Here is a 25,844-nt window from a genome sequence, read left to right on the forward strand (position 1 = left end):
TTCACTCCTCGTCAGCGAGCAGGCTTTGCTCGCTTGGCAAACGGATACCTACTTTGGTGACTTGTTGGTCAACGACATCGGCAATGATCCATTGCAAGCCTTGCCACTCGAATTGGTCCCCTAACACTGGTGTAGTCCCCAGTTGTTCTTCTACAAGGTTTCTTAAGCTTTTATCGAGTGACTCATCGCCCAAGTTCAGGCCATACATCATCGCAATATCGGCAAGGTTCACTTCAATATCTAGGAAGAAATCACCAAAGAATCGTGCCAATGACGCTTTCTCAGGCGCTTCACTGAATAGCAAGCTCAGAGCATCCAAATCCTTTTCTTGCGCCAACACACACAAGGTATCGTCTTCTTCGAGGCGCGTACTACCTGACGGATGCAATAACGCTTTATTGCGAAATACTGCGGCGATGCGCGTTCCATCCGGCATCGAAAGACTACGCAATGGTTCACCAATACACCATTTATCCGCTTTAAGCTTATAGATAAACAGTTCCCACTCACTAGTTGGGTAAATCTCCACACCAGTGCGTGAAATTGGCTCAGGTTTAGAAGGCAGCTCTACCTTCGCCAGAGACATCGCTTTAGTCAATGTGCCACCTTGCACAATCAAAGAGACCATTACCACGAAAAACGCCAAATTGAAGTACAACTGCGCATCTGGCAATCCTGCCATCATTGGAAATACCGCCAGAATGATTGGGACAGCACCGCGCAATCCCACCCAAGAAACAAACCACTTTTCACGTGGTGTGAAACTCTTGAATGGCAGTAAACCGATCCAAACCGAGATTGGACGGGCAAATAAAATCATCCCAAAGGCCAGCGCCAAACCAGGCAACGCAATAGAAAGCAAGTTGGAAGGCGTAACCAATAAACCAAGCACGAGGAACATACCGATTTGAGCTAGCCACGTCATGCCATCTAGAACATGAAGAATGGAATGGCGGCTGCGTGTTGGACGATTACCTAGCAGTAAACCAACCAGATAAATTGACAGAATACCGCTGCCACCTAATGCATTAGATAAAGCGAAAATCAACAAGCCACCACTGACGGTTAAAATCGAATATAAGCCATCCGGCAGTTGATTACGATTGATGACCTTCCACAAAATCCAGCCACCAGCAAAACCGAGTAAAGCGCCAATACCAAACTGCTTAAGAAAACTGAGCGCCAAAAAGCCCACACTCAAATCTGCATCTGGGTTCGCTAAAATAGCAATCAGAGTAACAGTCAGAAACACCGCCATAGGATCATTGGTGCCGGATTCAATTTCCAGCGTTGAGCCAACACGTTCGTTAAGACTACGACCTTTGAGTAGAGAAAAAACCGCGGCGGCATCAGTGGAGCCGACAATCGCACCAACTAATATACCTTGCAGCAAGTCTAAGTCGAATAACCACGTTGCCATCAGCCCGGTCAAAATAGTGGTGATCGCAACCCCAAACGTTGCCAAGGACACCGAAGGCCATAACGCCACCCTAAAGCTGGCAACCCGTGTTCTCATACCACCATCGAGCAAAATGATGGCTAATGCGAGGTTACTGACCAAGTAAGCGATCGAAAAATTATCAAATAAAATACCGCCTAAACCGTCTTCCCCCGCCAGCATTCCAACGGCTAAAAATACCAAAAGAATTGGGATTCCCAACTTAGAGGAAACTGGGCTTAAAAGAACGCTAAGTGCGATTAACAACGCACCTATAAGAAAAAAACTGTTAATGGTGTCTGCGTCCATTCTCACCCTCCCTTAATGAAAAACGATATGCTTGTGATGAGCTAAGGCGACTTCGTTAATAAGTTAATGCCTTAATCTGCCTCCTCCTTAAACCGTCCCAAAGCGCGAGGTTGTACGAGAATGACTCAGTTATATTACTTTATTGTGCGCTAAAACGGTGATTTGGTACGAAAACTTTATGTAAATAAATTACTTGTGAATTTTTCACGCCAGTTTTTTCGCTGATTGATAAAAAGAAGAACGCAGAATGTTTCTGTTAAGGATCGCTAAAATCAATGAAGAAAAAATTAATCACGTCTCTTATTCGTGCTTTTTATCATTTCTCTCCTTAGACCTTTGGCTAATTTAACAGCTTTTTAACATTAATAAATAACCCTAACTTCTCTCTAAGCGACCATATCACGGGAGTTTTTTATTTTTTATACCCCGACTAAAGTTGAAAAGAGTTCTCGCCAACACCTTGCTAATGTACATGTTGAAACATTTTTTTAACAACAATACCAATCGTAAGGAGACGGCAATGGCATTTGAAAGCGAAGAAAGAGCCAAAGCCTATTGGGACAAAAACGTGAAGCTCATGATTGGCCTTATGGTCATCTGGTTCGTAGTGTCTTTCGGCTGCGGCATTTTATTTGTCGACGTACTTAATCAATTTCAATTAGGTGGATACAAACTTGGTTTCTGGTTTGCTCAGCAAGGCTCCATCTACACCTTCCTAGGTATTATTTTCTATTACGCATGGAAGATGCGCCAAATCGACCGTGAATTCGGCGTAGATGAGTAAGGAGTAACTCAGATGGATTTGAAAACTATTACCTACCTGGTTGTTGGTGCAACCTTCGTCCTCTACATCGGTATTGCGATCTGGGCGCGTGCGGGGTCAACCAAAGAGTTCTATGTCGCTGGTGGCGGGGTCAACCCAATCGCTAACGGTATGGCAACCGCTGCTGACTGGATGTCGGCGGCATCGTTCATCTCAATGGCGGGTCTGATTGCCTTTATGGGTTACGGCGGCTCCGTATTCCTAATGGGTTGGACGGGCGGTTACGTACTGCTTGCACTGTTACTCGCCCCTTATCTACGTAAGTTTGGTAAGTTTACGGTGCCAGAGTTTGTTGGTGAACGCTTTTACTCGAATACGGCACGTATCGTGGCGGTTATCTGTCTTATCATCGCATCGGTCACTTATGTTATCGGCCAGATGAAAGGCGTTGGCGTTGCCTTCGGTCGCTTCCTAGAAGTTGATTACTCAACAGGCCTACTGATTGGTATGTGTATCGTATTCATGTACGCCGTACTTGGCGGCATGAAAGGCATCACTTACACGCAGATTGCTCAATATTGCGTACTCATTCTTGCTTACACTATCCCTGCAATCTTTATCTCTCTGCAACTTACAGGTAACCCGCTACCTCAGATTGGCCTCGGGAGTACCATTCAAGGCACCGATGTTTATCTGCTCGATAGGCTCGACCAAGTGGTGACCGAACTCGGCTTTAGTGAGTACACCACACAGGTTCGCGGTAGCACACTAAACATGTTCGTTTACACCATGTCATTGATGATCGGTACTGCGGGTCTACCACACGTTATCATCCGTTTCTTTACGGTACCTAAGGTACGTGATGCGCGTACTTCTGCAGGCTGGGCACTTGTGTTCATCGCTATTCTATACACAACAGCGCCAGCAGTTTCAGCAATGGCTCGTCTAAACCTAATGGATACCGTTAACCCAGCTCCGGGCCAACACCTTGCGTATGATGAGCGCCCTGATTGGTTCAAAAACTGGGAAACAACAGGTCTATTAGGCTTTGATGATAAGAATGGCGATGGCCTGATCGAGTACACCTCAAACCCTGACACCAATGAATTGCGAGTTGACCGTGACATCATGGTACTAGCAAACCCAGAAATCGCTAAGCTACCAAACTGGGTCATTGCACTCGTAGCCGCTGGTGGCCTCGCTGCAGCGCTATCCACAGCAGCGGGTCTGTTGCTTGCTATTTCGTCGGCGATTTCCCATGACTTAATTAAAGGGGTTATAAATCCGAACATATCCGAGAAGAAGGAGCTGCTTGCCAGCCGAATCTCGATGGCGGTGGCAATCGCAGCCGCAGGCTATCTCGGATTGAATCCTCCTGGCTTTGCCGCTGGTACGGTGGCGCTCGCCTTTGGTCTTGCCGCCTCATCCATCTTCCCTGCGTTGATGATGGGTATCTTCAGCAAAGGCATCAATAAAGAAGGTGCAATCGCCGGTATGATTGCCGGTATCAGTATCACACTGTTCTACGTATTCCAGCACAAAGGCATCCTATTCGTTGCTGACTGGAAATATCTAGAAAGCTGGGGAACCAACTGGTTCCTAGGTATTGAGCCAAACGCGTTTGGTGCTATCGGCGCCCTATTTAACTTCATCGTGGCATTCGCGGTATCGAAAGTTACAGCGGAAACACCTCAAGAAGTTAAAGATCTTGTTGAACACGTTCGTGTCCCTGTTGGTGCAGGCGATGCCGTGGATCACTAAAATATAACGCAAGCCACAAAAGCCCCACTTGGGGCTTTTTTATTCACCTAACTTATTCTAATAATTAGATTCCCTGAGCCGTAGCAAGGAAGCACACGAATGGCATTGGTTATATGTTCGGGGAACGCAGAAACAATCGTTTAGAACAAGGCAAAGATTGCAGCAAGCTAGTTGCTCTACCTTCAAAATCATTAACGAAGTTATTAATGATTTTAGCCAGTTAAAATGAACAGATAATTGATGGAATTAGTATTTTATGTTCAAAAACAAGCACTTTATTCTCGCTCTGCTGATTGCGCCGATTCTTTCTTTGATCGCCTACTTCGGCACCGATATGGCACTCAGCGAAAAACCCCACGCGGCACAAGAAGGGGAAACTTACAAACTCGCGAGTAAGTCTAACTGTCGTTACACCAGTGGACTGTGTGACATGGAAAATGGCGACTTTAAAGTGAAGTTTCGCTCAGAACAGCTCACGAAAAATGGCTTAGAATTGTCACTCAATGCCGCCTATCCACTCGAAGGGGTCAAAGTTTCGATCGTTAATGACGAAGAGAAAAATGCTCAGCCGATTGATATGAAGCCCGCCGATCAGGCTGGAAAAAGTTGGTACATTACCTTACCAAGACCAGCATCCGCAGAAAGTTGGTTAAGAGTCGTCATTCAATCTGGAGGCACACTTTATTACGGCGAAACACAAACCGCGTTTGTGAAGTACGAAACCTTATTTACAGAGTAATGGCAACAGATAAAGACACCGATATCCAAAACGTCGATACCTCATTGTCACCTCAGGACTAAATAATTCCCTCTCTGCCGACGCTTTTACGTCGGCTTTTGTTTCCGTAAGTCTTTCTTCAACAACCTCTTACTCTAAAAAGGGTTGCCAACCCGCCATTTAATTGATAATAATTATCATTACATTAAACGAGAGGTGGTTATGGACAACAAACGGGACATCTTCAACGCATTTTTTAAAGCACAAGATAGATTCCTTCTCGCCGCACCACACGGCTTTGAGCCAGACGTAATTCATGACTATATTCATTGGGGAATGGTGTTGTCTTCCTGCTATGAACACGATGCCGATGAAGAAAATCTATTGTTGTGTGAGCTGTTTTTGCGTCAGGTTTATTTCCATCTACTAGACGCAATTCAAGACTCCACTCGCAGTCGTATCTTCCGTCGTGTCTGTCTCGATTCTATCCATACGCCATTATTCTGTCTCAAACGCTATTACTATCAGTTTGAACAAGGCGACGTGAAATTTCTCGCATTACAACAACAATTACGCCTGATTCAAATCTCACTCGATTAACCAAAAGGATCCCTACCATGAGCACCGAATTCCGCATAGAAACTGACAGTATGGGCGAAGTGAAAGTCCCAGCAGATGCACTCTACCAAGCCCAAACTCAGCGCGCCGTCGATAACTTCTCATTCAGTCAACATAAGATGCCATCTGGCTTCATCCAAGCATTGGCACACATCAAGCAGACTGCGGCACTCACCAACGCACAATTGGGGCTGCTTGAAGGTGATATCGCTAATGCGATTGCTGACGCAGCTCAGGCGATTATCGAGGGCAATCATATTGAGCAGTTCCCAATTGACGTATTTCAAACCGGATCAGGCACCAGCTCAAATATGAATGCGAATGAAGTGATTGCAACACTGGCCTCCCAGCATCTAGGCGGTACCGTCAGTCCTAATGATCACGTCAACATGGGACAAAGCAGTAACGATGTGGTGCCAACCGCAATTCAAGTTAGCGCAGCATTAGCCATTGAAAAACAGCTCTTTCCGGCCTTGTCACACCTCAGCCAAGCACTACAATCTAAGCAGCAAGCACTGAAAGATGTTGTAAAAACCGGGCGCACTCACTTAATGGACGCGATGCCTATAACCTTTGCTCAAGAGCTTGGCGGTTGGCAGTTCCAAATCGAGCACGCAAAACAAGCGATTGAACAAGCACTTCCTGCGGTAAAAGCTTTAGCCCAAGGTGGTACAGCGGTTGGCACGGGGATCAATGCCGATCCACGCTTTGCAGACTTATTCGCTAGCAACCTAACCCAGTCAACTCGTATTCAGTTCACGGCCAGTGATAACTTCTTTTTCAATTTAAGCAGTCAAGATGCGATCGTCGCTCTGTCGGGACAGCTCAAAACAGCAGCAGTTGCGATCATGAAGATCGCAAACGATCTTCGTTGGATGAATTCAGGCCCATTGGCTGGTTTAGGTGAGATTGAATTACAAGGCTTGCAACCGGGTTCTTCCATCATGCCTGGCAAAGTAAACCCTGTGATCCCAGAAGCCGCAGCTATGGCATCAGCGCAAGTCATTGGTAATGACACCACTATTACCGTCGCGGGCCAAGCAGGCAACTTCCAACTAAACGTCATGCTACCTGTCATTGCTCATAATATATTGGAGAGCATCGAGTTGCTCGCTAACAGCGCAACGGCTTTAGCTGATAAAGCCATTGCAACATTCGAAGTTCGTCAAGATAACTTGGATGTAGCGCTCGCCAAAAACCCAATTTTGGTCACGGCCCTCAACCCGGTCATTGGCTACCTGAAAGCGGCAGAAATCGCGAAGAAAGCCTATAAGCAGGGTCGTGCGATTATTGATGTCGCGGAAGAAGAAACCGATTTAGATAGAGCCACGTTAGAACGATTGCTTAATCCCGCAAAACTCACCCAAGGTGGTGTTGCGGAATAAGCGGCAAACTCAGCCTACAAACCAAAATAAGATTACAAACACAGAGACCTCCATTCGGAGGTCTCTTTTATAGCAACGCTAAAACACTCTAAATCTATGCGACGCGGTTGAGCACCGAACGCAATTTAAGCGGCTTAACTGGCTTCGCAATAAAGCTGAACCCATTTGCCTTGATGCCATCAAGCATATCATCGGTGCGATCCGCGCTGATGATGACACCTTCAAAGCAGCTGCCTAGTCTCAAGCGACATTGCTGTAGCACTTCCAAGCCAGTACGACCATCATCAAGTCGGTAATCGGAAAAAATCACGTCCGGAATCCAACCATCCTCGAGAGCTTGTAGACTTTCTACCAAATCGGTCGCCACTCGCGTATCGCAGCCCCATCGAGACAGTAAGTTTTCCATACCTACTAGAATGTCAGGCTCATTATCGACACAAAGGATTCTTAGATGACCAAGTTCAGATTGGTTACTTGTCGTGACTTGAACTGGGTGAGGCTGCACATGATCGGCTTTATCAAGCGTGATAGAAAAGACACTGCCTTTGCCAACCCAAGAACGCATCGAAATTTCATGCCCGAGCACTTGAGCAATTCCCTTGGAAATCGCCAAACCAAGCCCGAGACCTTGGTCGGAACGAACTTGAGTTCCGCGATTAAACTCTTCAAAGATCTCTTGCTGCTTCTCTTCTTCAATACCTACACCGTTGTCCCACACATCAATACGCACTCGCCCTTTTACCCGGCGAACACCAAGCGCCACTTTGCCATTCGGGTTATAACGAAACGCATTGGTCAGGAAGTTTTGCACCACACGGCGCAGCAGTTTGGGATCCGATTTCACCATGAGTGAGGATGGAATCATGGTGAATGCTATACCTTGTTGCTTGGCTAATGCGCTGAACTCCGCATTCAAATTCGACAACACATCGTTTAACGCAAAACCGTGCACATTGACTTCCAGCTTGCCCGACTCCAAGCGCGAGATATCCAGCAAATCTCCTATCAGGTCTTCGGCCGCCTCTAAAGCACTCTCAATGTGAGCCGACAGCTTTTTAGCTTCGCTGTCTTTGGCTACTTCCGACAATGAAGAAGCGAACAGGCGCGCAGCGTTGAGTGGCTGCATCAAGTCATGGCTTACTGCCGCCAAGAACCGTGATTTGGACTTCGATTCCAAATCGGAGCGTTGCGTCGCTGCCACCAGCTGCTTGTTAAGTTGTTCTAATTCCCGAGTCCGCAGACGCACCCTTTCTTCCAATGTCTCGTTGGCGTCTTTCAGCGCTTGCTCTGCATCTCGGAATACGGTGATGTCGGTAAAGCTCATCACAAAGCCACCACCTGGCATTGGGTTACCTTGCACCTCTATCACGCGACCATCGGGACGGACCCGAGAAGAAGTGTGCCGAGTCCCTTGCTCAAGGTGATACACACGGCGACGGACGTGGTCATCAGGATCGCCTGGGCCACATAAACCTTGCTCTGCATTGTGCCGAATCACATCCGCAATCGGTCGCCCAACTTGGATCAAGCCTGGCGGAAATTCAAATAACTCTAAGTAGCGTTGGTTCCAAGCCACCAAGCGTAATTGCTTATCGACCACCGCAATACCTTGACCGATATGTTCAATCGCCCCTTGAAGTAGGCCTCGGCTAAAATCGTACAGTTCAGAGGCTTCATCGACGATAGTCGCCACCTCTTCAAGCTGCATGTTTCTTCCCTGCAGGGCAGAAGTAAGTACTAACTTAGCAGAAGAAGCACCGAATACCCCGGCTAATACACGTTCGGTATGTCGAATCAGAGAAGATGGCGCTTGCTGATTCGGCATTAGTTCTTCTCGTTGCTGGCTCCAGTACGCTTGAAAAGCCGCTTTTACTCGCGTTCGCCCAACAAACCTAGATGCTAACATTTCTAGTTCCGCAACCGTAACGCGGCTCTGGTACAGGCTCATGTTTTCGCTTTCAGGCAGTGGCGTACCAACGAATGACGCCGATTGTAAGCGCTCACTTAGGCTTGGTCGGGTGGCCATAGAAACCACAACAAAACATACTGCATTGGCAACAACGCTGAGGATCATCCCCCAATCTGAAATCGCAATGTCAAAGCCAGCCAATACCTCTGGTGGGGTGATCAACCAAATCAAAAAGTTGTTACTGGCATTCCCGGCAAGCATGTCCGTTTGGCTCATTAACGTAATCAGCCAAATGGTAAAGCCTACCGCCAAGCCAACATACACACCTTTCTTATTCCCTTGACGCCAGTACATACCGCCCACCAGCGCAGGCGCGAATTGCGTGATCGCCGCAAATGAGAGAAAGCCGATCGCTGAGAGTGAGTGAATGGTATCTAACGCTTGATAAAAACCCCAAGCGCCAATTAGTAGGACTAAAATAAGACCACGGCGGATCCGCAGTAATAATTCAGAGAAGTGATGATGGTTACGCTGCGTCAATCGCATGCGACGCAACAGTAGTGGCATAACCAAGTCGTTCGATACCATGATCGCTAAGGCAATCGTCGACACGATAACCATGCCACTGGCCGCCGAAGTGCCGCCTAAAAATGCAAGCAAAGCGATTTCACTCGCCCCTACCGACATCGGCACACTGATCACATAAGTATCAGGCGAAGCACCACTCAACAAACCTTGCCCTACCCACGCAATAGGTAAAACAAAAATCCCCATCAAGATCAGATAAATGGGAAACAACCAACGAGCAACATGCAAATCTTGCGCGCGTTCATTTTCCACTACCATCGTATGGAATTGTCGTGGAAGACAAACAATCGCCAGCATCGTGAGTACGGTATGAATCAATATGGTAGGGATGTTTGGTGACTGATACGTCTGTGTGGCAACGTCAACTAAGCTCAAATTCTCGGTGTTCATCGCCAACCAAACAATGAATACACCGACTACTAAAAACGCCAACAGTTTGATAATCGATTCGAAGGCAATCGCCATCATCATCCCACGATGGTGTTCCGTGTTATCAATGTGCCGGGTACCAAATAGCATGGTAAAAATTGCCAGTGCGACCACGACAAACCACGACACGCTATCGTTTTGATAACCAAAATCGGTAGCCAGTTCTGGGGCAATGATTTCTAGCCCCATGGTGATACCACGCAACTGTAAAGCGATGTACGGCAAAATTCCCGCAACCGCAATGAGTGTAACGACTACGGCCAAACCTTGAGATTTGCCGTAACGAGCTCCGATAAAATCAGCAATCGACGTGATGTGTTCCCGTTTAGCAATCAAAATAAGCCGAGCTAAAACGCGCCATCCGATGGTAAACACTAAAATGGGGGCAATATAGATGGGCAAGAAAGACCAAGGGTTACTGCTGGCCTGCCCGACCGTGCCGTAGAAGGTCCACGATGTACAGTACACCGCAATGGAAAGGCTATAAATCCACGGCCGCCAGCGTGCTAACCACCTTTTCTGAATGTCGCCGTACCACGCGATGATAAATAAGGCTCCCAAATACGCCAAAGAAACGGGAACCACCAGCCATCCTTGCATCCGATATCCTTTCTTGCCTTTCTTGCCGTTTTAAAGCAAGAGAATAAAAAAACCTCTCCATTAGGGAGAGGTTTCATTTAACACTGCTTTCACAACGGAGACAAAGCTTAGTTTTTAACCTTTGTCACAGAAGTCTAATTCTGTGTTTCCAGTGACTTGTCTGATACATCGACCACATGATGTGGCTCTTGTGGTTCGAGCTTGATGAACAATGCCAATAAACCCATCGCGGCCATGCCCCAGAACACAAGTGGTCCCCAGTGCTCATAACCCCAACCGCTCAACACGGTCATCAGTGCGATGAATGCGCCTAGAGGAATCGCGTTATACAATGCTTGCAGCGCCACTATCTTATTCTCTTCCGAGTTTTGGATATATTGAATCGCAGCAATGTGTGCCGTTGCGAATGTCACGCCATGCAATAATTGAACAATCACCAAAGCAACAATCGACGTTGTCGATGCCGTAATGCCCCAACGCATCATCACACCAACGGCAGCAACAACAAATAACGCGCGCATTGACCAACCGACAAATAAACGCTTGCTCAGCGCAAACACTGCCACTTCGGCTGCAACACCCAAGCTCCACAGATAGCCAATCACATCTTCCGAATGACCTGCGGCTTTCCAGTGAATAGCGCTAAAACCGTAGTAAGCCGCATGACTGCCCTGAATTAATGACACCAACACTAAGAATTTAAGTATCGGCTTGTCAGTCAAAAGAGCACTCAGTTTTGGACGCTCCGCGCTTTGCCCACCAAGCGTAACGGGCATCGGGTTAGTCATACGCATTGAAAATAGCAACGAAACTAATACCCCGGCCATCGCCGTGTACAAGATCATATCAGAGCCAAATTCAGCCACCAGATAACCCACGGCCGTCGAACCCGCGATAAAGGCGATCGAGCCCCATAAGCGCGTACGGCCATAATCGAGCATTTTCAGACGAGCGTAGTAGTTTGCCATCGCATCCGATAATGGAACAATCGGTCCACAACAGAGGTTAAATAGCACCGTCGCTAACGCCATTAACCAAAAACTGCCACCTGTAAAAAAGTGAAATCCAACAAAAAGGAGGGCAGCGAAACTCAACCAACGTAAAGCAGGCATAAGGTGTTCAACTTTGTGCACTCGTGGGGTGATCACGATATTGGCGACACAACGTGTCGCAAGACCTAACCCAACTAGCAAACCGATGTCGGTCGAAGAGACACCTTGCTCCTTAAACCAAAGTGACCAAAATGGCAGATATACGCCATACGCAAAGAAGAATCCGAGAAAGTACTGGGAAATCCAGCCATACGGAGAAGGTTTCAACATTACTAATATCCTAAAACGGGAACATCAACGTTCGAACCGGGAATTATGGATCGCTATGCGTATTATAAAAAGGGAAGAATAGGCAACTTATCGTTTCCTCGATGGAATACTAACTTTGCGACATTGGCCATCTTAAAGCGAAATCATCGTGATTTAGACCAAAGTCGTCTGGCTTCCGGTAGGAAATTTGTCAGACTTAGAGAGTGTTCCTTCCATCATTGGGTGTTCTCATGCCTGACAAATTTAACATGCAATCTCCACCGTTCGACCGCTTAACCGAAGCACAACAGACACGACTGCGCTCGTCTCTGGACGTTGCCTACTATCGAGCTCGAGATGTAATTTTATCTTGCGGACAGAAGAACCCTCACTTGCATATTCTGATCAAAGGCGCGGTAGAAGAGCGCTCCCAAGATCAGCAGGAAGTGTTCGCGCATTATGCCAACGACGATATGTTTGATGTGCGCTCGTTACTTGAAGACAACGTACGTCATCAATACATCGCACTTGAAGACACGCTCTCCTATCTGCTACCGAAAGACGTCTTTCTGGCGCTTTACAACGAGAATGGTCAGTTTGCGGCCTATTTCGATAACAATTTATCAAAGCGACAAGAACTCATCGAAGCCGCTCACCAACAACAAAACTTGGCAGAGTTTATCCTCACCAAAGTTGACCGCAGCATTTATCACCCACCGATGATCCTTGAGCCAAATACGCCGATTAACGAGGTGACGCACACCCTAAAAGCAAATGGGATCGATGCAGCACTTGTCAAACTCAATGATGACGATCCGCGATTAGAAAAATGGCCCTCGTCTCATCCATACGCCATCGTGACGCGAACCAACATGCTGCACTCCGTGATGTTAGATGGCAGCGCACTCAATACCCCTGTTGGTGATATCGCCACCTTTCCTGTCTATCACGTTGATGATGGTGATTTTTTATTCAACGCCATGATCACCATGACCCGAAATCGAATGAAACGTCTCATGGTATGTGATGGCAACCAAGCCGTCGGCATGCTGGATATGACCCAAATTCTCAGCGCGTTCTCCACCCACTCTCACGTGTTAACGCTCAGTATTGCCAGAGCAAGCAGTGTGGAAGAGCTCGCATTAGCCTCAAACCGCCAACGTCAATTGGTCGAGAGCTTATTGAGAAACGGCATCCGCACTCGCTTTATCATGGAGCTGATTTCCGCCGTGAACGAGCAAATTATCGAAAAAGCGTTCGAGTTAGTGGTTCCACCAGCCTTGCACGATCATTGTTGCTTAATCGTGCTCGGCTCAGAAGGTCGAGGAGAACAAATTCTCAAGACAGACCAAGACAATGCTCTAATTATTCAAGATGGTTTGGAATGGCCTCATTGCGAACAAGTGATGCAATCCTTCACGCACACTCTACAACAGCTCGGTTATCCACTTTGCCCGGGTAAAGTCATGGTCAACAACCCGAAATGGGTCAAAACGCAGCAAGAGTGGATAAACACCTTAGACCGCTGGATAGCTAAAGCCGAACCACAACAAATCATGGACTTAGCCATTTTCAGTGACGCCCATGCTGTTGCGGGAAATCGCGAACTGCTGGCTCCAATCGCGACCCACCTTCGCGACACAATGAAAGATCGCATGTTGATACTGTCTGATTTTACTCGCCCTGCCTTGCAGTTTTCTGTGCCCCTAACTCTGTTTGGCAACGTAAAAAGTGCTAAGGACGGGTTAGATATTAAACGCGGCGGCATTTTCCCAATTGTGCACGGCATTCGCACCTTGTCTTTGGAATATGCCATTGAGGAGAAGAACACGTTTGAGCGCATTGAAGCACTTCGGAAAAAACGCATCTTAGAGCCTGAAACGGCAGATAACCTCAACGAAGCACTGAAATTGTTCTTTAAGGTTCGCCTTAATCAACAACTCAAAAAGCAAGAAGCATTGAATAACATTGATATTAAACAACTGGATAGAACCGAGCGTGATTTACTTCGCCACAGCTTACATGTAGTGAAAAAATTTAAGCAATTTTTAGGCTTCCACTATCAAATTCGTGATTAACCATGATTTTCATAAATCATACAGAGGCGTAGGCAATGAACTGGTTACAACGCAAATACTGGCACTACAAACTGAAAGGCTCTCCTTATCAGTCGCTTTTTTGCACGCCCGATAAAACGGAATACGTTTCGCTCGACTGCGAAACCACCAGCCTTGATCCAAATCACGCCGAGTTGGTGACCATTGCGGCCACGAAGATCATCGACAACCGCATCATCACTAGTCAACCATTTGAAGTCCGCTTACGCGCGCCGCAATCGCTCGATTCTGGCTCAGTCAAAATTCATCGAATTCGCCACCAAGACTTAGTCGACGGGATTAGCGAAAAAGAGGCGCTGCTCGAGCTGCTCGACTTCATCGGCAACCGACCACTTGTCGGTTATCACATTCGTTACGATAAAAAGATTTTAGACCTTGCTTGTCTGAGGCAACTTGGCTTCCCACTTCCTAACCCGCTCATCGAGGTCAGTCAGATTTATCACGACAAGCTGGAAAGACATTTGCCGAATGCCTATTTCGACTTAAGTCTGGATGCCATTTGTAAACACCTCGAACTTCCTATCCAAGATAAACACGACGCTTTACAAGATGCGATTTCTGCCGCTTTGGTCTTTGTTCGCTTAACGAAAGGCGATTTGCCCAACCTAACCGCGCCGTATACATAAAAATCAGTTGACCTAGCTCCCAGAAATACTTTTGTTTCAGCGATTTCACGGCGCTTCCCTCACTCTCATCCTAAAGTCTAATTGTGGAAATACGCGCAGTGACTGACAGTTATAAGCACAACGTCGTCATTACCACGACCAAGTTATTTAGAACCAAAAAACAGCCCTACAAAAACATATTCAAAATCTTATCTAGATTGGTGTAAGGCCGAGAAATAAGGCACAAGGAGAGAAGCCATGAGCGAAGCCCACGTTTATCCGGTAAAAGAAAATATTAAAACACATACACACGCGGATAATGATACTTACTTAGCCATGTATCAGCAGTCGGTAACCGATCCAGAGGGCTTCTGGAACGAACACGGCAAAATCGTTGATTGGATCAAACCTTTCACCAAAGTAAAAAGCACCTCTTTCGATACTGGTCATGTCGACATTCGTTGGTTTGAAGACGGCACACTGAACGTCTCGGCTAACTGTATTGACCGTCATCTCGCAGAACACGGGGATGACGTCGCAATCATCTGGGAAGGCGATGATCCAGCCGACGACAAAACACTCACTTTCAACGAACTGCACAAAGAAGTATGTAAGTTCTCCAACGCATTGAAAGAGCAAGGCGTACGTAAAGGCGACGTGGTGTGTTTATACATGCCAATGGTGCCAGAAGCCGCAGTGGCTATGCTCGCTTGTACCCGCATCGGTGCGGTTCATACCGTTGTATTTGGCGGTTTCTCACCAGAAGCTCTCTCTGGCCGTATCATCGACTCTGACGCGAAAGTCGTGATCACCGCTGATGAAGGCGTGCGCGGCGGGCGTGCCGTTCCACTGAAAAAGAACGTGGACGAAGCACTAACTAACCCAGACGTAAAAACCATCAATAAAGTGTTGGTGCTTAAACGTACAGGTGGTGATGTCGAATGGCATGAACACCGTGATGTTTGGTGGCACGAAGCAACAGCTAACGTTTCTGACGTTTGCCCACCAGAAGAAATGAAAGCCGAAGATCCGCTCTTCATCCTTTACACTTCAGGTTCAACAGGCAAACCTAAAGGTGTACTACACACGACTGGTGGTTACCTCGTCTACGCGGCGATGACCTTTAAATATGTGTTCGATTACCAACCAGGTGAAACCTTCTGGTGTACCGCGGATGTGGGTTGGATTACCGGTCACACTTACCTAATCTACGGTCCACTTGCAAATGGGGCGAAGACCATCTTATTCGAAGGTGTACCAAACTACCCAAGCACAAGCCGAATGAGTGAAGTGGTTGATAAACACCAAGTCAACATTCTATACACCGCCCCAACCGCGATTCGTGCGCTAATGGCAAAAGGTGATGAAGCGGTTGCAGGCACATCTCGTTCAAGCCTGCGCATCATGGGCTCAGTGGGCGAACCAATCAACCCAGAGGCGTGGGAGTGGTACTACAAAACGATTGGTAACGAGAACTCACCTATCGTCGATACTTGGTGGCAAACGGAAACTGGCGGCATCTTGATTGCGCCACTACCAGGGGCAACCGATCTAAAACCAGGCTCTGCGACTCGCCCATTCTTCGGCGTCCAGCCTGCTCTTGTCGATAATATGGGCAACATTCTTGAAGATACCGTTGCTGAAGGTAACTTGGTTATCCTTGATTCTTGGCCAGGCCAGATGCGCACGGTTTACGGCGACCATGAGCGCTTTGAACAGACCTACTTCTCAACCTTTAAGGGGATGTACTTCACCAGTGATGGTGCGCGTCGTGACGAAGACGGCTACTACTGGATCACTGGCCGTGTTGATGACGTACTAAACGTGTCGGGTCACCGTATGGGTACCGCTGAAATTGAATCAGCGCTAGTGGCGCACCACAAGATTGCAGAAGCGGCGATTGTTGGTATTCCACATGACATCAAAGGCCAAGCTATCTACGCTTACATTACATTGAACGATGGTGAATTCCCGTCAGCTGAGCTGCACAAAGAAGTTAAAGATTGGGTGCGTAAAGAGATTGGTCCAATCGCGACACCAGATGTACTGCACTGGACGGATTCCTTACCGAAGACTCGCTCTGGTAAGATAATGCGTCGAATCCTGCGTAAGATTGCAACGGGCGATACAAGCAACCTCGGAGACACGTCAACGCTTGCCGATCCAAGCGTGGTAGACAAACTTATCGCAGAGAAAGCAGAATTGGCATAAATTCAACCAACTGTTTTAAAAGCACTTTAAAAACCGCCATCACTCATGGCGGTTTTTTGCTTTTGCGCACAAATTAGCCACATAAAGAACATGGCAATTATGTTGTTTTTGTTAACTTGGTTACAGAAACGAAGGTGGCTATTAGGAGATTAGACCAGTAAATTGCTGCTAATTGCTATGAATTAGCTATAATCTTGGTCGATTTTTTAAAATTTGCTCGGTTTTAACAAAAAAATCGTGCTGAACTATCGTATATTTGGGAATATAAACGTTCCACTCACGATAAGGGAAGATAGCAACATAATGTCTGCAAAGTCACGGATTCTTGTTCTAAACGGACCAAATCTTAACCTATTGGGTCTGCGCGAACCGACACACTATGGTCACAGCACCTTAGCACAAGTTGTGGATGCTCTTACGAAGCAAGCTCATAACGCTGGGGTGGAACTGGAACACCTACAATCAAATCGTGAGTACGAACTGATTGAAGCCATTCATGCTGCTTATGGCAAGATTGACTTCATTATCATCAATCCAGCGGCTTTCACTCATACCAGTGTGGCACTGCGAGATGCATTACTTGGCGTCGCCATCCCATTTATTGAGGTGCACTTATCAAATGTGCACGCACGTGAACCATTTCGTCATCACTCTTATCTGTCAGATAAAGCAGAAGGCGTGATTTGCGGTCTAGGCGCACAAGGTTATGAATTCGCTCTGTCTGCCGCGATTAATAAGCTACAGGCAAAGTAACCCTAACACTCTGCAACCCCACGAGGGTTGTCTTAATCACAAGATAAAAGAGAAAGAAAAGATGGATATTCGTAAAATCAAGAAGCTAATTGAGTTAGTTGAAGAGTCTGGCATTGCTGAGCTAGAGATTTCTGAAGGTGAAGAGTCAGTACGCATCAGTCGTCACGGCACTGCAGCCCCTCAAGCACCAGTTCACTACGCAGCAGCTCCAGTAGCGGCACCTGCTCCAGCAGCAGCGGCACCAGTAGCAGAAGCGCCAGCAGCAGAAGCTCCAGCAGCTGCAACGCCTGCAGGTCACCAAGTTCTTTCTCCAATGGTTGGTACTTTCTACCGTTCTCCAAGCCCAGACTCTAAAGCATTCGTAGAAGTGGGTCAGAAAGTAAATGCTGGCGATACTCTATGTATTGTTGAAGCAATGAAAATGATGAACCAAATCGAAGCGGACAAATCTGGCGTTGTTACAGCGATCCTAGCTGAAGACGGCCAACCAGTTGAATTCGACCAACCTCTTGTTGTAATCGAATAAGCGGGGCTTGCCTTATGCTAGACAAAGTAGTCATCGCGAACCGAGGTGAAATTGCACTTCGTATTCTTCGCGCTTGTAAAGAATTAGGTATTAAGACCGTCGCTGTTCACTCGACAGCTGACCGCGATCTTAAGCACGTACTACTCGCAGACGAAACCGTATGTATCGGCCCTGCTCGTGGTATCGACAGCTACCTAAATATCCCACGAATTATTTCTGCAGCAGAAGTAACTGGTGCTGTGGCTATCCACCCTGGTTACGGCTTCTTGTCAGAAAACGCAGACTTCGCTGAGCAAGTTGAGCGCAGTGGTTTCATCTTCGTTGGTCCAAAAGCAGACACTATCCGCCTGATGGGTGACAAAGTGTCGGCTATCAACGCAATGAAGAAAGCTGGCGTTCCTTGTGTACCTGGCTCTGACGGTCCTTTGGACAACGACGAAGAGAAAAACAAGGCTTTTGCTAAACGCATCGGTTATCCAGTCATCATCAAAGCGTCTGGTGGCGGCGGTGGCCGTGGTATGCGTGTCGTTCGCGCAGAAAAAGACCTAATCCAAGCGATTGCAATGACGCGTGCTGAAGCAAAAGCAGCGTTCAACAACGATATGGTTTACATGGAGAAATTCCTAGAAAACCCTCGTCACGTTGAAGTGCAAGTTATCGCTGACGGTCAAGGCGGCGCAATCCACCTTGGTGAACGTGATTGTTCAATGCAACGTCGTCACCAAAAAGTAGTGGAAGAAGCTCCAGCACCAGGTATCACTGAAGAGATGCGTAAGTACATCGGTGAACGTTGTACTCGTGCATGTATCGAAATTGGTTACCGCGGCGCAGGTACGTTCGAATTCCTATACGAGAACGGTGAATTCTACTTCATCGAAATGAACACTCGTATTCAGGTAGAACACCCAGTAACAGAAATGGTTACCGGCATCGACCTAATCAAAGAACAGCTTCGCGTTGCTGCGGGTCAACCTCTGTCATTCACTCAAGATGACATTAAGATCCGTGGCCATGCGATTGAGTGCCGTATCAACGCAGAAGACCCAGAACGCTTCCTACCATCTCCAGGTAAGATCGAGCGTTTCCACGCGCCTGGCGGTATGGGTGTGCGTTGGGAATCACACATCTATTCTGGTTACACAGTACCACCTCATTACGATTCAATGATTGGTAAACTGATTACTTACGGTGAGAACCGTGATGTAGCGATTGCACGTATGAAAAACGCACTGGGTGAGATGATCATCGAAGGCATCAAAACTAACGTGCCACTGCAATTCTCTATTATGAATGACGAAAACTTCCAACACGGTGGTGCAAACATCCACTACCTAGAGAAGAAGCTTGGCTTACAATAAGCCTTAGCTAACGTCTTACAAAATGCCCACACCCGTGGGCATTTTTGTTTTGTATGTACTCTAAGCGTTCAACAGATACGTAGGCTTATTTGGGTATATACTCAAACAAATCGTAGAGTTCTGGTAAACTCTGCGCCACTTCATTCACTTTAAGAGCAAAAACCAATGCCTTGGATTCAAATCAAACTCAACGCGACCAATGAAAACGCTGAGCAAATCGGCGATATGCTAATGGAAGAGACTGGCGCGCTGTCTGTTACATTCTTAGACGCGCAGGATACACCTGTATTCGAACCTCTACCTGGCGAAACTCGCTTATGGGGCGATACTGATATTCTGGCACTGTATGATGCAGAAGCAGACACTAACTTCATCATCGACCAAATTAAAGCGAGCAATATGCTGGCTGACAATTTTGCTTACAAAGTAGAACAGCTTGAAGATAAAGACTGGGAACGCGAATGGATGGAAAACTTCCACCCAATGAAATTTGGTGAACGCCTATGGATTTGTCCAAGCTGGCGCGACATTCCAGATCCTGACGCTGTTAATGTTATGTTGGATCCTGGCCTTGCATTCGGTACGGGTACTCACCCTACAACTGCGCTTTGTCTTGAGTGGCTAGAAAGCATGGACTTAAGCGGTAAGACCGTTATCGACTTCGGTTGTGGCTCTGGCATTCTGGCGATCGCGGCGATCAAACTGGGCGCTAAAAAAGTGATAGGGATCGACATTGATCCTCAAGCCCTGCTTGCTTCAAAAGACAATGCTGAGCGTAATGGCGTTGTAGACAAACTAGAAGTTTACTTACCGCAAAATCAACCTGAAGGTCTCGTCGCTGACGTCGTTGTAGCCAACATCCTTGCGGGACCTTTACGTGAACTTGCACCTATCATCAAAGGACTAGTTAAGCCAAATGGCGACCTCGCTATGTCCGGCGTATTAGACACTCAAGCCGAAGATGTTGCGAACTATTACCGTGACGAGCTTCACATTGACCCGATTGTTGAGCAAAGTGAATGGTGTCGCATCTCTGGTCGTAAGCAAGGCTAGACAAGGTTTTCAGAGCTAATTGTTTGAAATTCATACAATTTACAAAAACAATTTGTAAATGCTCAAATATTAGTCTTTTCACACAGTGAAAAAATGCGTAAAATGCGCGCCCTTGCTGGTACAGAACTGTGATGACGTTTTGAAAATCGGAAACTATCAACTTAAGAACAATCTAATCGTAGCCCCTATGGCTGGTGTAACGGATAGACCGTTTCGCGAGTTGTGTCTTCGCTATGGTGCGGGAATGGCCGTCAGTGAAATGATGTCTGCTAACCCAAAACTATGGGGAACGTCAAAGTCGAAACAGCGCATGGTACACGAGGGCGAATCGGGCATTCGCTCTGTACAGATTGCGGGTTCCGATCCACAGCTTATGGCGGACGCAGCTCAATTCAGTGTTGAGAACGGTGCACAAATCATCGACATCAACATGGGCTGCCCGGCAAAAAAAGTGAATAAGAAGCTAGCGGGCTCTGCTCTGCTTCAATACCCAAACATTATCGAAGAGATTTTGAAAGCGGTCGTGAATGCAGTGGACGTTCCTGTAACGTTAAAGACTCGAACTGGCTGGGATACAGACAACAAGAACTGTGTCCAGATCGCTAAATTAGCCGAAAACTGCGGCATACAAGCTCTTGCTCTGCATGGCAGAACGAAAGCATGTATGTACAAAGGTGAGGCCGAATATGACAGCATTAAAGCGGTAAAAGAGGCGATTTCAATTCCGGTTATCGCGAACGGTGATATCGATAGCCCGGAGAAAGCCAAATTTGTACTGGAGTACACCGGTGCGGACGCTTTAATGATTGGACGCCCTGCCCAGGGTCGTCCTTGGATTTTCCAGGAAATCCATCACTATTTGGAAAACGGCACCACAATGGAGGAGCTTCCAACTGAGGAAGTGAAAACCATTATGCTTGATCATGTAAATGCTCTGCATGAATTTTATGGGGAGTTCTTAGGTCCACGTATCGCGCGCAAGCACGTTGGGTGGTACCTGAAAGAGCATGAACAGGCAAGTGAGTTTCGCCGTACCTTCAACGCTATCGACGCAGCTCCGCTGCAAATTGAGGCGTTAGAAGGTTATTTTGATAACGTTGCATCATAATTAAGAGAAGAGCTAGACCGAATATGTTCGAACAAAATCTGACTTCAGAAGCATTAACAGTAACTACAGTAACGTCACAAGACCAGATTACTCAGAAGCCTTTACGTGACTCTGTTAAAGCGTCTCTTAAAAACTACCTTGCTCAACTAAACGGCCAGGAAGTAACAGAACTATACGAATTAGTTCTAGCTGAAGTTGAACAGCCACTATTAGATACTATCATGCAGTACACTCGCGGTAACCAAACTCGCGCGGCAACTATGATGGGTATCAACCGCGGTACTCTTCGCAAAAAACTTAAGAAATACGGCATGAACTAAGACCGGCTTTCAAAAAGTATTTGGAACAAGCCGTTACCTTTTTAGGTAACGGCTTTTCTTTATCTACTAAAACACTACGAATAACGCTCACTTTGTTCAGCATTACCAACTGGCTTTAATATAACTACCGCTGAGCCAAACAATAACAAAGCCACGACAGCGACCCATTCACTACCTACAGAATAAGCAAAGCCCGCCAAGGCAGACCAAATCGCGACACCAAAGTGCATCATACTCATTCCAGAAGACATCAGCACACCTCGATGTTCATCAGATAGGCTTGCTATATGTGCTTGTAACGCCGGAGAGCCTACCCCTCCAGCAAGAGACCAGAGCACTAGAGCTGGAAGATAAGCGGTCACCGTACTCATCTCATTTGAGAACACCCATGCACTGCAAGGTATGCACACAATTAAAGCCACTCGCATAACGGCTCGAGAGCTACCAAGCCAACGGCAAGCACTCCCCACGCACATATTTCCAACCACACTCACGATCCCTAGAGCAGCATAAATAGCGCCCACCCAACCGAGCGCCAACTCGCTGGTATCTCGAATATGAAGGCCTATCAGGTTAAATACACCAATACCTCCCCCTAGGCCTAAACACATCGCTAAGATCGCCCTCAACGCGCCTGGAAGATGAATTACGTCTGTGATAGGCGGCAGAGTATCTAATGCCTTGGACTCATCATGCTTGTTGTTCATGAACACTACGCTCATGGCACCGACAAGAAGAGCCGCAACGCCCAAAATAATAAAAGCGGCACGCCATGATAAAAGCTGGGTCAGCAATGCTCCGAGCGCCGGGCTGGTTATCATACCCAGCGTTAATCCCGCCTGAACCATCACAATTTGACGCATCGCTCTATTACCCTTCGCGTCTCCCGCCAACGCGAATGCAATTGGCAACATGCCTGCACTTGCAATACCTGTGATCACTCGACTTGCAATCGCAAGTTCAAAATCATGAACTATGCCCGTCGTAATAGACGCAACCCCAAATACGAAGCAAGCAGGCAACATGATACGAATACGCCCAACCCGGTCTGATAAACGTCCCAGGTAAGGAGCACAAATTGCTATAGCTAAACTATATGCCGTAATAAATAACGTAACCTGACTCGGTTGAACACTTAAATCATTTCCGATAGGTTCAAGAATAGATCCAAGCATCAACTCATCAGCACCAACAAGAAAAGCAACGAGAAATAGGATCATGGACTGCATCATAGCTCCACCTCCTGTTCTGTTTCCGATTCAGCATAAGTGAGCAACGAAATATCTAAAACTCTATCAGGCCAAGATTGTAAAAACGCCTTCTCATGAGATACCACAATCACACTACCAGAAAAGCGCTGGAGAGCCTCTTTAAGCGCATTTTTACTGCTGCTATCCAAATGTGTCGTTGGCTCGTCCAACAGCAAAACATTGCATTTCTGGACTGATAAACAACAAAGTTTCACGCGAGTTTGCTCACCTCCACTTAATGTATCTAGGTGGCGCTGCGTCTTATCTCCGGTGACCCCAAAGCGAGCTAATAGCTTGCGTGATTCTTTGCTTGATATCGTTGGATCACAAGAGCATAGCTCCTGCTCAGGCGTGTGCTGAGGGTGACGCCAAGACAAATCTTGAGAAAAATACCCAATCATTGCACCTTTTGCCAATACCACCTCACCAGAGAGCGGCTCGATCTCCCCCATAAGGGTTTTAATTAAAGTCGACTTACCTACGCCGTTAAAACCAGAAACGACCAACTTCTCCCCGCGCGCTAACGTGATATCAAGCGCAGGAAGCAGAGGCTGCTGATAACCTGTCATCAACGCTTTTGCGTCAATCACATACTGTTGCCCAATAGGCTGGTGAGCAAAGTCAAACATCGAAACTTTCTCTATACAATTCAGTTGAATACGTTCGATTTTATCCAGTTTTTTCTTGCGTCCCTTAGCAAGACTCGCGTTAACTCCAGCGCCATTTTTGGCAATAAATTGCTCTAACTTTCGAATTTCATTTTGCTGAGCCTTATATTGCTTTTCTAACAAAGCACCGTCGTGATGCTTTTGCTGCATTGCTTTGACATAAGTGCCGCTGTATTTTCGGACCGTTTGATAATCAATATCACAAATACTGGTCGCTACTTGATTAAGGAAGTCAATATCATGAGAAACCAGTAAAACAGTGCCAGTGTAATCGTTGAGAAACGTGACCAACCATTCAATGTGCAGAGCATCAAGATAGTTTGTCGGTTCGTCGAGAATTAACACATCGGGGTTGCGGAGTAACAACCTCCCTAAAAGGACCTTGTGTCTTTGACCCCCACTTAGCGAGACAAGCGGTGTATCTAAGCCAAATTGATAAATGCCAAGACCTACAGCAACTTGTTCAATTTTGGTATCAATTGCATAGAAGTCTTCATCTTCTAAATATGCCTGTAGTCGGGCGACTTGGCTTAAAAGAGATGTAGAGTGAGACTCGGTCATCGCCTGATACAAAGTCCAAAGCTTCTGCTCGGCAGCGTATAAGTTCTCAAAAGCACTCTTTAAGCATTCATAAACCGTCAGCGCATTATCCATCTTAAAATGTTGCTCTAAATACCCCACCTCAAGGTTTGGTAACCAGTCAATGCAGCCCTTATCTGCAGATAATTCACCGATAAGCAGTTTTAATAAGGTGCTTTTTCCAACGCCATTCGCTCCGGTGATACCTATTTTCTCTCCCACGTTAATTCGAAATGTCGCGTTATTATATAAACTCTTATCAGCGAGCTGATAAGACAAATTTTTAACTTGTAAAATACTCATGTTTTTAACCAAATAAAAAGGGCCGGTGATCAATACCGGCCCTTATTTCAATACTGGATAATGCTTTGTAGCTGCTTAACAGATACAAAAAGGCCGATGATGAAATATCACCGGCCATCTTTTCTCTTTTATCAGGTGTACAGACGCCTGCGTATAACTTCAGCGAAGTTACTCACGCATAAAACACCTGATGAAGATTAATTTAAGACTCCGAGCAACACTTCATCGCGTTTTTTGCACGGAGTTCAGCCTTCTTACAAAGCTTTTAAACAAGAGATATAACATGGTTTACTGTCGAAAAAACATTCGATGTGAAGCGTACACCTTTAGAATAAAAAGTGCCAGATAATTATTAAAACTATCGTGACTTACACGAAGGTCCACTGAAAGAAGACCTTTCCTCAGTCAATGTGCCAGGTGAACGACTTACTTAGCAAACACAGCTATGAGAGCACCTATACCGCTCACGTTATACGTACGTAGTGGTGGCTTTATCGGTTGGAGACGATTAGAGGGGAAGAAGTAGCAAATATCCTTTAAGGCAGGCACTGGCTTAAATAGATCTACAAACAAAATCCATGTTCGGAAAATTTTAAATGCGCTGAGTTTATTTTAATGAGCGCCTGTGGCTAAATCAAAACATCTAAAGCAGAGAAATCTCCCCCGAAAATAACATAACCTAGTGAATTAACTTTCTAGGTAATAATAAAGGAAGCTTTGGTAAGTTAAGCACAGGGGCTCAAAACTAGAGCTCGAAACTGCAGAAACCGCACAGAGTTGCGCATCAACTCGTCATGGCAGGGCTTAGAAAGTATCGCGAGAGAAGAGCCTGCCTCTCGATGCAAGGTTTCAATATGGAAATGGGGTTAAGGTAAGTCGGGTAACCAAAACGAAAAAAGCCCCAGTCTTTCGACTGAGGCTTAATATAAGTGGCGGAGTGGACGGGACTCGAACCCGCGACCCCCGGCGTGACAGGCCGGTATTCTAACCAACTGAACTACCACTCCGCAGTGGTATCACTCGCTTGTAATCAGCAAGTGTCCAAAATTTAAAGCCTGGCGATGTCCTACTCTCACATGGGGAAGCCCCACACTACCATCGGCGCTATTTCGTTTCACTTCTGAGTTCGGCATGGAAATCAGGTGGGTCCAAAACGCTATGGTCGCCAAGCAAA

Annotated in this window: 19 protein-coding genes, 1 tRNA gene and 1 rRNA gene; 14 read left to right on the forward strand and 7 right to left on the reverse strand. The window is 46.6% G+C overall.

Going from position 1 to position 25,844, the window contains the following annotated elements:
- Position 1: 1 nt before the first annotated feature.
- Positions 2 to 1,747 (reverse strand): potassium/proton antiporter, encoded by a 1,746-nt coding sequence (locus CBX98_RS20925; RefSeq protein WP_005397543.1) that lies wholly within the window; start codon positions 1,745 to 1,747, stop codon positions 2 to 4.
- Between the two features lie 520 nt (positions 1,748 to 2,267).
- On the opposite strand from CBX98_RS20925, the gene CBX98_RS20930 reads away from it, so the two are divergent.
- From CBX98_RS20930 to CBX98_RS20950, 5 genes are all read left to right on the forward strand, one after another.
- A complete protein-coding gene (locus CBX98_RS20930) occupies positions 2,268 to 2,531 on the forward strand; it encodes a DUF4212 domain-containing protein (protein WP_005397548.1) in 264 nt (87 codons plus the stop codon).
- Between the two features lie 12 nt (positions 2,532 to 2,543).
- Positions 2,544 to 4,271, forward strand: coding sequence for a sodium:solute symporter family protein (locus CBX98_RS20935; protein ID WP_005397550.1), 1,728 nt, complete (start codon positions 2,544 to 2,546; stop codon positions 4,269 to 4,271).
- A gap of 256 nt (positions 4,272 to 4,527) precedes the next feature.
- Positions 4,528 to 5,010: a hypothetical protein gene (locus CBX98_RS20940; RefSeq protein WP_012841321.1), complete on the forward strand. Its 483-nt coding sequence runs from the start codon at positions 4,528 to 4,530 to the stop codon at positions 5,008 to 5,010.
- 201 nt (positions 5,011 to 5,211) lie between these two features.
- On the forward strand, positions 5,212 to 5,589 hold the full coding sequence (locus CBX98_RS20945) for a hypothetical protein (protein WP_005382370.1): 378 nt from the start codon (positions 5,212 to 5,214) through the stop codon (positions 5,587 to 5,589).
- Positions 5,590 to 5,606: 17 nt separating this feature from the next.
- Positions 5,607 to 6,992: a class II fumarate hydratase gene (locus tag CBX98_RS20950; protein WP_109170185.1), complete on the forward strand. Its 1,386-nt coding sequence runs from the start codon at positions 5,607 to 5,609 to the stop codon at positions 6,990 to 6,992.
- A gap of 94 nt (positions 6,993 to 7,086) precedes the next feature.
- Here CBX98_RS20950 and CBX98_RS20955 read toward each other — a convergent pair whose 3' ends face one another.
- Positions 7,087 to 10,518 (reverse strand): PAS-domain containing protein, encoded by a 3,432-nt coding sequence (locus CBX98_RS20955; RefSeq protein ID WP_109170186.1) that lies wholly within the window; start codon positions 10,516 to 10,518, stop codon positions 7,087 to 7,089.
- 134 nt (positions 10,519 to 10,652) lie between these two features.
- Positions 10,653 to 11,840 (reverse strand): 3-phenylpropionate MFS transporter, encoded by a 1,188-nt coding sequence (locus CBX98_RS20960; protein WP_005397849.1) that lies wholly within the window; start codon positions 11,838 to 11,840, stop codon positions 10,653 to 10,655.
- 230 nt (positions 11,841 to 12,070) lie between these two features.
- Between CBX98_RS20960 and CBX98_RS20965 the strand changes: the two genes are divergently transcribed.
- From CBX98_RS20965 to fis, 9 genes are all read left to right on the forward strand, one after another.
- A complete protein-coding gene (locus tag CBX98_RS20965) occupies positions 12,071 to 13,897 on the forward strand; it encodes a DUF294 nucleotidyltransferase-like domain-containing protein (RefSeq protein ID WP_085344391.1) in 1,827 nt (608 codons plus the stop codon).
- Between the two features lie 35 nt (positions 13,898 to 13,932).
- Complete coding sequence (locus tag CBX98_RS20970; RefSeq protein WP_046874662.1) at positions 13,933 to 14,562, forward strand: 3'-5' exonuclease; 630 nt, start codon at positions 13,933 to 13,935, stop codon at positions 14,560 to 14,562.
- Positions 14,563 to 14,799: 237 nt separating this feature from the next.
- Complete coding sequence (acs, locus tag CBX98_RS20975) at positions 14,800 to 16,752, forward strand: acetate--CoA ligase (protein ID WP_006742998.1); 1,953 nt, start codon at positions 14,800 to 14,802, stop codon at positions 16,750 to 16,752.
- A gap of 303 nt (positions 16,753 to 17,055) precedes the next feature.
- Entirely contained in the window at positions 17,056 to 17,505 is a 450-nt protein-coding gene (gene aroQ, locus CBX98_RS20980; RefSeq protein ID WP_005397842.1) for a type II 3-dehydroquinate dehydratase, read from the forward strand.
- A 61-nt stretch (positions 17,506 to 17,566) separates the two neighbouring features.
- On the forward strand, positions 17,567 to 18,031 hold the full coding sequence (gene accB / locus CBX98_RS20985) for an acetyl-CoA carboxylase biotin carboxyl carrier protein (RefSeq protein ID WP_005397840.1): 465 nt from the start codon (positions 17,567 to 17,569) through the stop codon (positions 18,029 to 18,031).
- Positions 18,032 to 18,045: 14 nt separating this feature from the next.
- Complete coding sequence (accC, locus tag CBX98_RS20990; RefSeq protein ID WP_005397839.1) at positions 18,046 to 19,389, forward strand: acetyl-CoA carboxylase biotin carboxylase subunit; 1,344 nt, start codon at positions 18,046 to 18,048, stop codon at positions 19,387 to 19,389.
- Positions 19,390 to 19,554: 165 nt separating this feature from the next.
- Positions 19,555 to 20,442, forward strand: a complete 888-nt coding sequence (gene prmA, locus CBX98_RS21000; protein ID WP_104971036.1) for a 50S ribosomal protein L11 methyltransferase — start codon at positions 19,555 to 19,557, stop codon at positions 20,440 to 20,442.
- A 139-nt stretch (positions 20,443 to 20,581) separates the two neighbouring features.
- The gene (gene dusB / locus CBX98_RS21005; protein ID WP_172606005.1) at positions 20,582 to 21,550 is read left to right on the forward strand and encodes a tRNA dihydrouridine synthase DusB; all 969 of its coding nucleotides are present in this window, start codon (positions 20,582 to 20,584) and stop codon (positions 21,548 to 21,550) included.
- 23 nt (positions 21,551 to 21,573) lie between these two features.
- Positions 21,574 to 21,870: a DNA-binding transcriptional regulator Fis gene (gene fis / locus CBX98_RS21010; protein WP_000462885.1), complete on the forward strand. Its 297-nt coding sequence runs from the start codon at positions 21,574 to 21,576 to the stop codon at positions 21,868 to 21,870.
- Positions 21,871 to 21,944: 74 nt separating this feature from the next.
- On the opposite strand, the gene CBX98_RS21015 is transcribed toward fis, so the two are convergent.
- From CBX98_RS21015 to rrf, 4 genes are all read right to left on the reverse strand, one after another.
- Positions 21,945 to 23,102, reverse strand: a complete 1,158-nt coding sequence (locus CBX98_RS21015) for an MFS transporter (protein ID WP_109170188.1) — start codon at positions 23,100 to 23,102, stop codon at positions 21,945 to 21,947.
- Positions 23,099 to 24,670, reverse strand: a complete 1,572-nt coding sequence (locus CBX98_RS21020; protein WP_109170189.1) for an ABC-F family ATP-binding cassette domain-containing protein — start codon at positions 24,668 to 24,670, stop codon at positions 23,099 to 23,101. Before CBX98_RS21020 ends, CBX98_RS21015 begins: the two co-directional genes overlap by 4 nt.
- Positions 24,671 to 25,600: 930 nt before the next feature.
- Positions 25,601 to 25,677, reverse strand: a tRNA-Asp gene (locus CBX98_RS21025).
- A gap of 46 nt (positions 25,678 to 25,723) precedes the next feature.
- Positions 25,724 to 25,840: ribosomal RNA gene (rrf, locus tag CBX98_RS21030) — 5S ribosomal RNA — on the reverse strand.
- Positions 25,841 to 25,844 lie beyond the last annotated feature (4 nt).

Source organism: Vibrio sp. T9, assembly GCF_003123985.1.
Lineage (GTDB): Bacteria > Pseudomonadota > Gammaproteobacteria > Enterobacterales > Vibrionaceae > Vibrio > Vibrio diabolicus.

Excerpts from the sequence above, each read along its gene's own strand:
- CBX98_RS20945 (WP_005382370.1), top strand. The coding sequence starts at position 5,212 with ATGGACAACAAACGGGACATCTTCAACGCATTTTTTAAAGCACAAGAT.
- CBX98_RS20930 (WP_005397548.1), top strand. The coding sequence starts at position 2,268 with ATGGCATTTGAAAGCGAAGAAAGAGCCAAAGCCTATTGGGACAAAAAC.
- CBX98_RS20960 (WP_005397849.1), bottom strand. The coding sequence starts at position 11,840 with ATGTTGAAACCTTCTCCGTATGGCTGGATTTCCCAGTACTTTCTCGGA.
- accC (WP_005397839.1), top strand. The coding sequence starts at position 18,046 with ATGCTAGACAAAGTAGTCATCGCGAACCGAGGTGAAATTGCACTTCGT.
- CBX98_RS20970 (WP_046874662.1), top strand. The coding sequence starts at position 13,933 with ATGAACTGGTTACAACGCAAATACTGGCACTACAAACTGAAAGGCTCT.
- CBX98_RS20950 (WP_109170185.1), top strand. The coding sequence starts at position 5,607 with ATGAGCACCGAATTCCGCATAGAAACTGACAGTATGGGCGAAGTGAAA.
- acs (WP_006742998.1), top strand. The coding sequence starts at position 14,800 with ATGAGCGAAGCCCACGTTTATCCGGTAAAAGAAAATATTAAAACACAT.
- CBX98_RS20940 (WP_012841321.1), top strand. The coding sequence starts at position 4,528 with ATGTTCAAAAACAAGCACTTTATTCTCGCTCTGCTGATTGCGCCGATT.
- fis (WP_000462885.1), top strand. The coding sequence starts at position 21,574 with ATGTTCGAACAAAATCTGACTTCAGAAGCATTAACAGTAACTACAGTA.
- CBX98_RS20925 (WP_005397543.1), bottom strand. The coding sequence starts at position 1,747 with ATGGACGCAGACACCATTAACAGTTTTTTTCTTATAGGTGCGTTGTTA.
- CBX98_RS21015 (WP_109170188.1), bottom strand. The coding sequence starts at position 23,102 with ATGATGCAGTCCATGATCCTATTTCTCGTTGCTTTTCTTGTTGGTGCT.
- CBX98_RS20955 (WP_109170186.1), bottom strand. The coding sequence starts at position 10,518 with ATGCAAGGATGGCTGGTGGTTCCCGTTTCTTTGGCGTATTTGGGAGCC.
- aroQ (WP_005397842.1), top strand. The coding sequence starts at position 17,056 with ATGTCTGCAAAGTCACGGATTCTTGTTCTAAACGGACCAAATCTTAAC.
- CBX98_RS20965 (WP_085344391.1), top strand. The coding sequence starts at position 12,071 with ATGCCTGACAAATTTAACATGCAATCTCCACCGTTCGACCGCTTAACC.
- CBX98_RS20935 (WP_005397550.1), top strand. The coding sequence starts at position 2,544 with ATGGATTTGAAAACTATTACCTACCTGGTTGTTGGTGCAACCTTCGTC.
- accB (WP_005397840.1), top strand. The coding sequence starts at position 17,567 with ATGGATATTCGTAAAATCAAGAAGCTAATTGAGTTAGTTGAAGAGTCT.
- prmA (WP_104971036.1), top strand. The coding sequence starts at position 19,555 with ATGCCTTGGATTCAAATCAAACTCAACGCGACCAATGAAAACGCTGAG.
- CBX98_RS21020 (WP_109170189.1), bottom strand. The coding sequence starts at position 24,670 with ATGAGTATTTTACAAGTTAAAAATTTGTCTTATCAGCTCGCTGATAAG.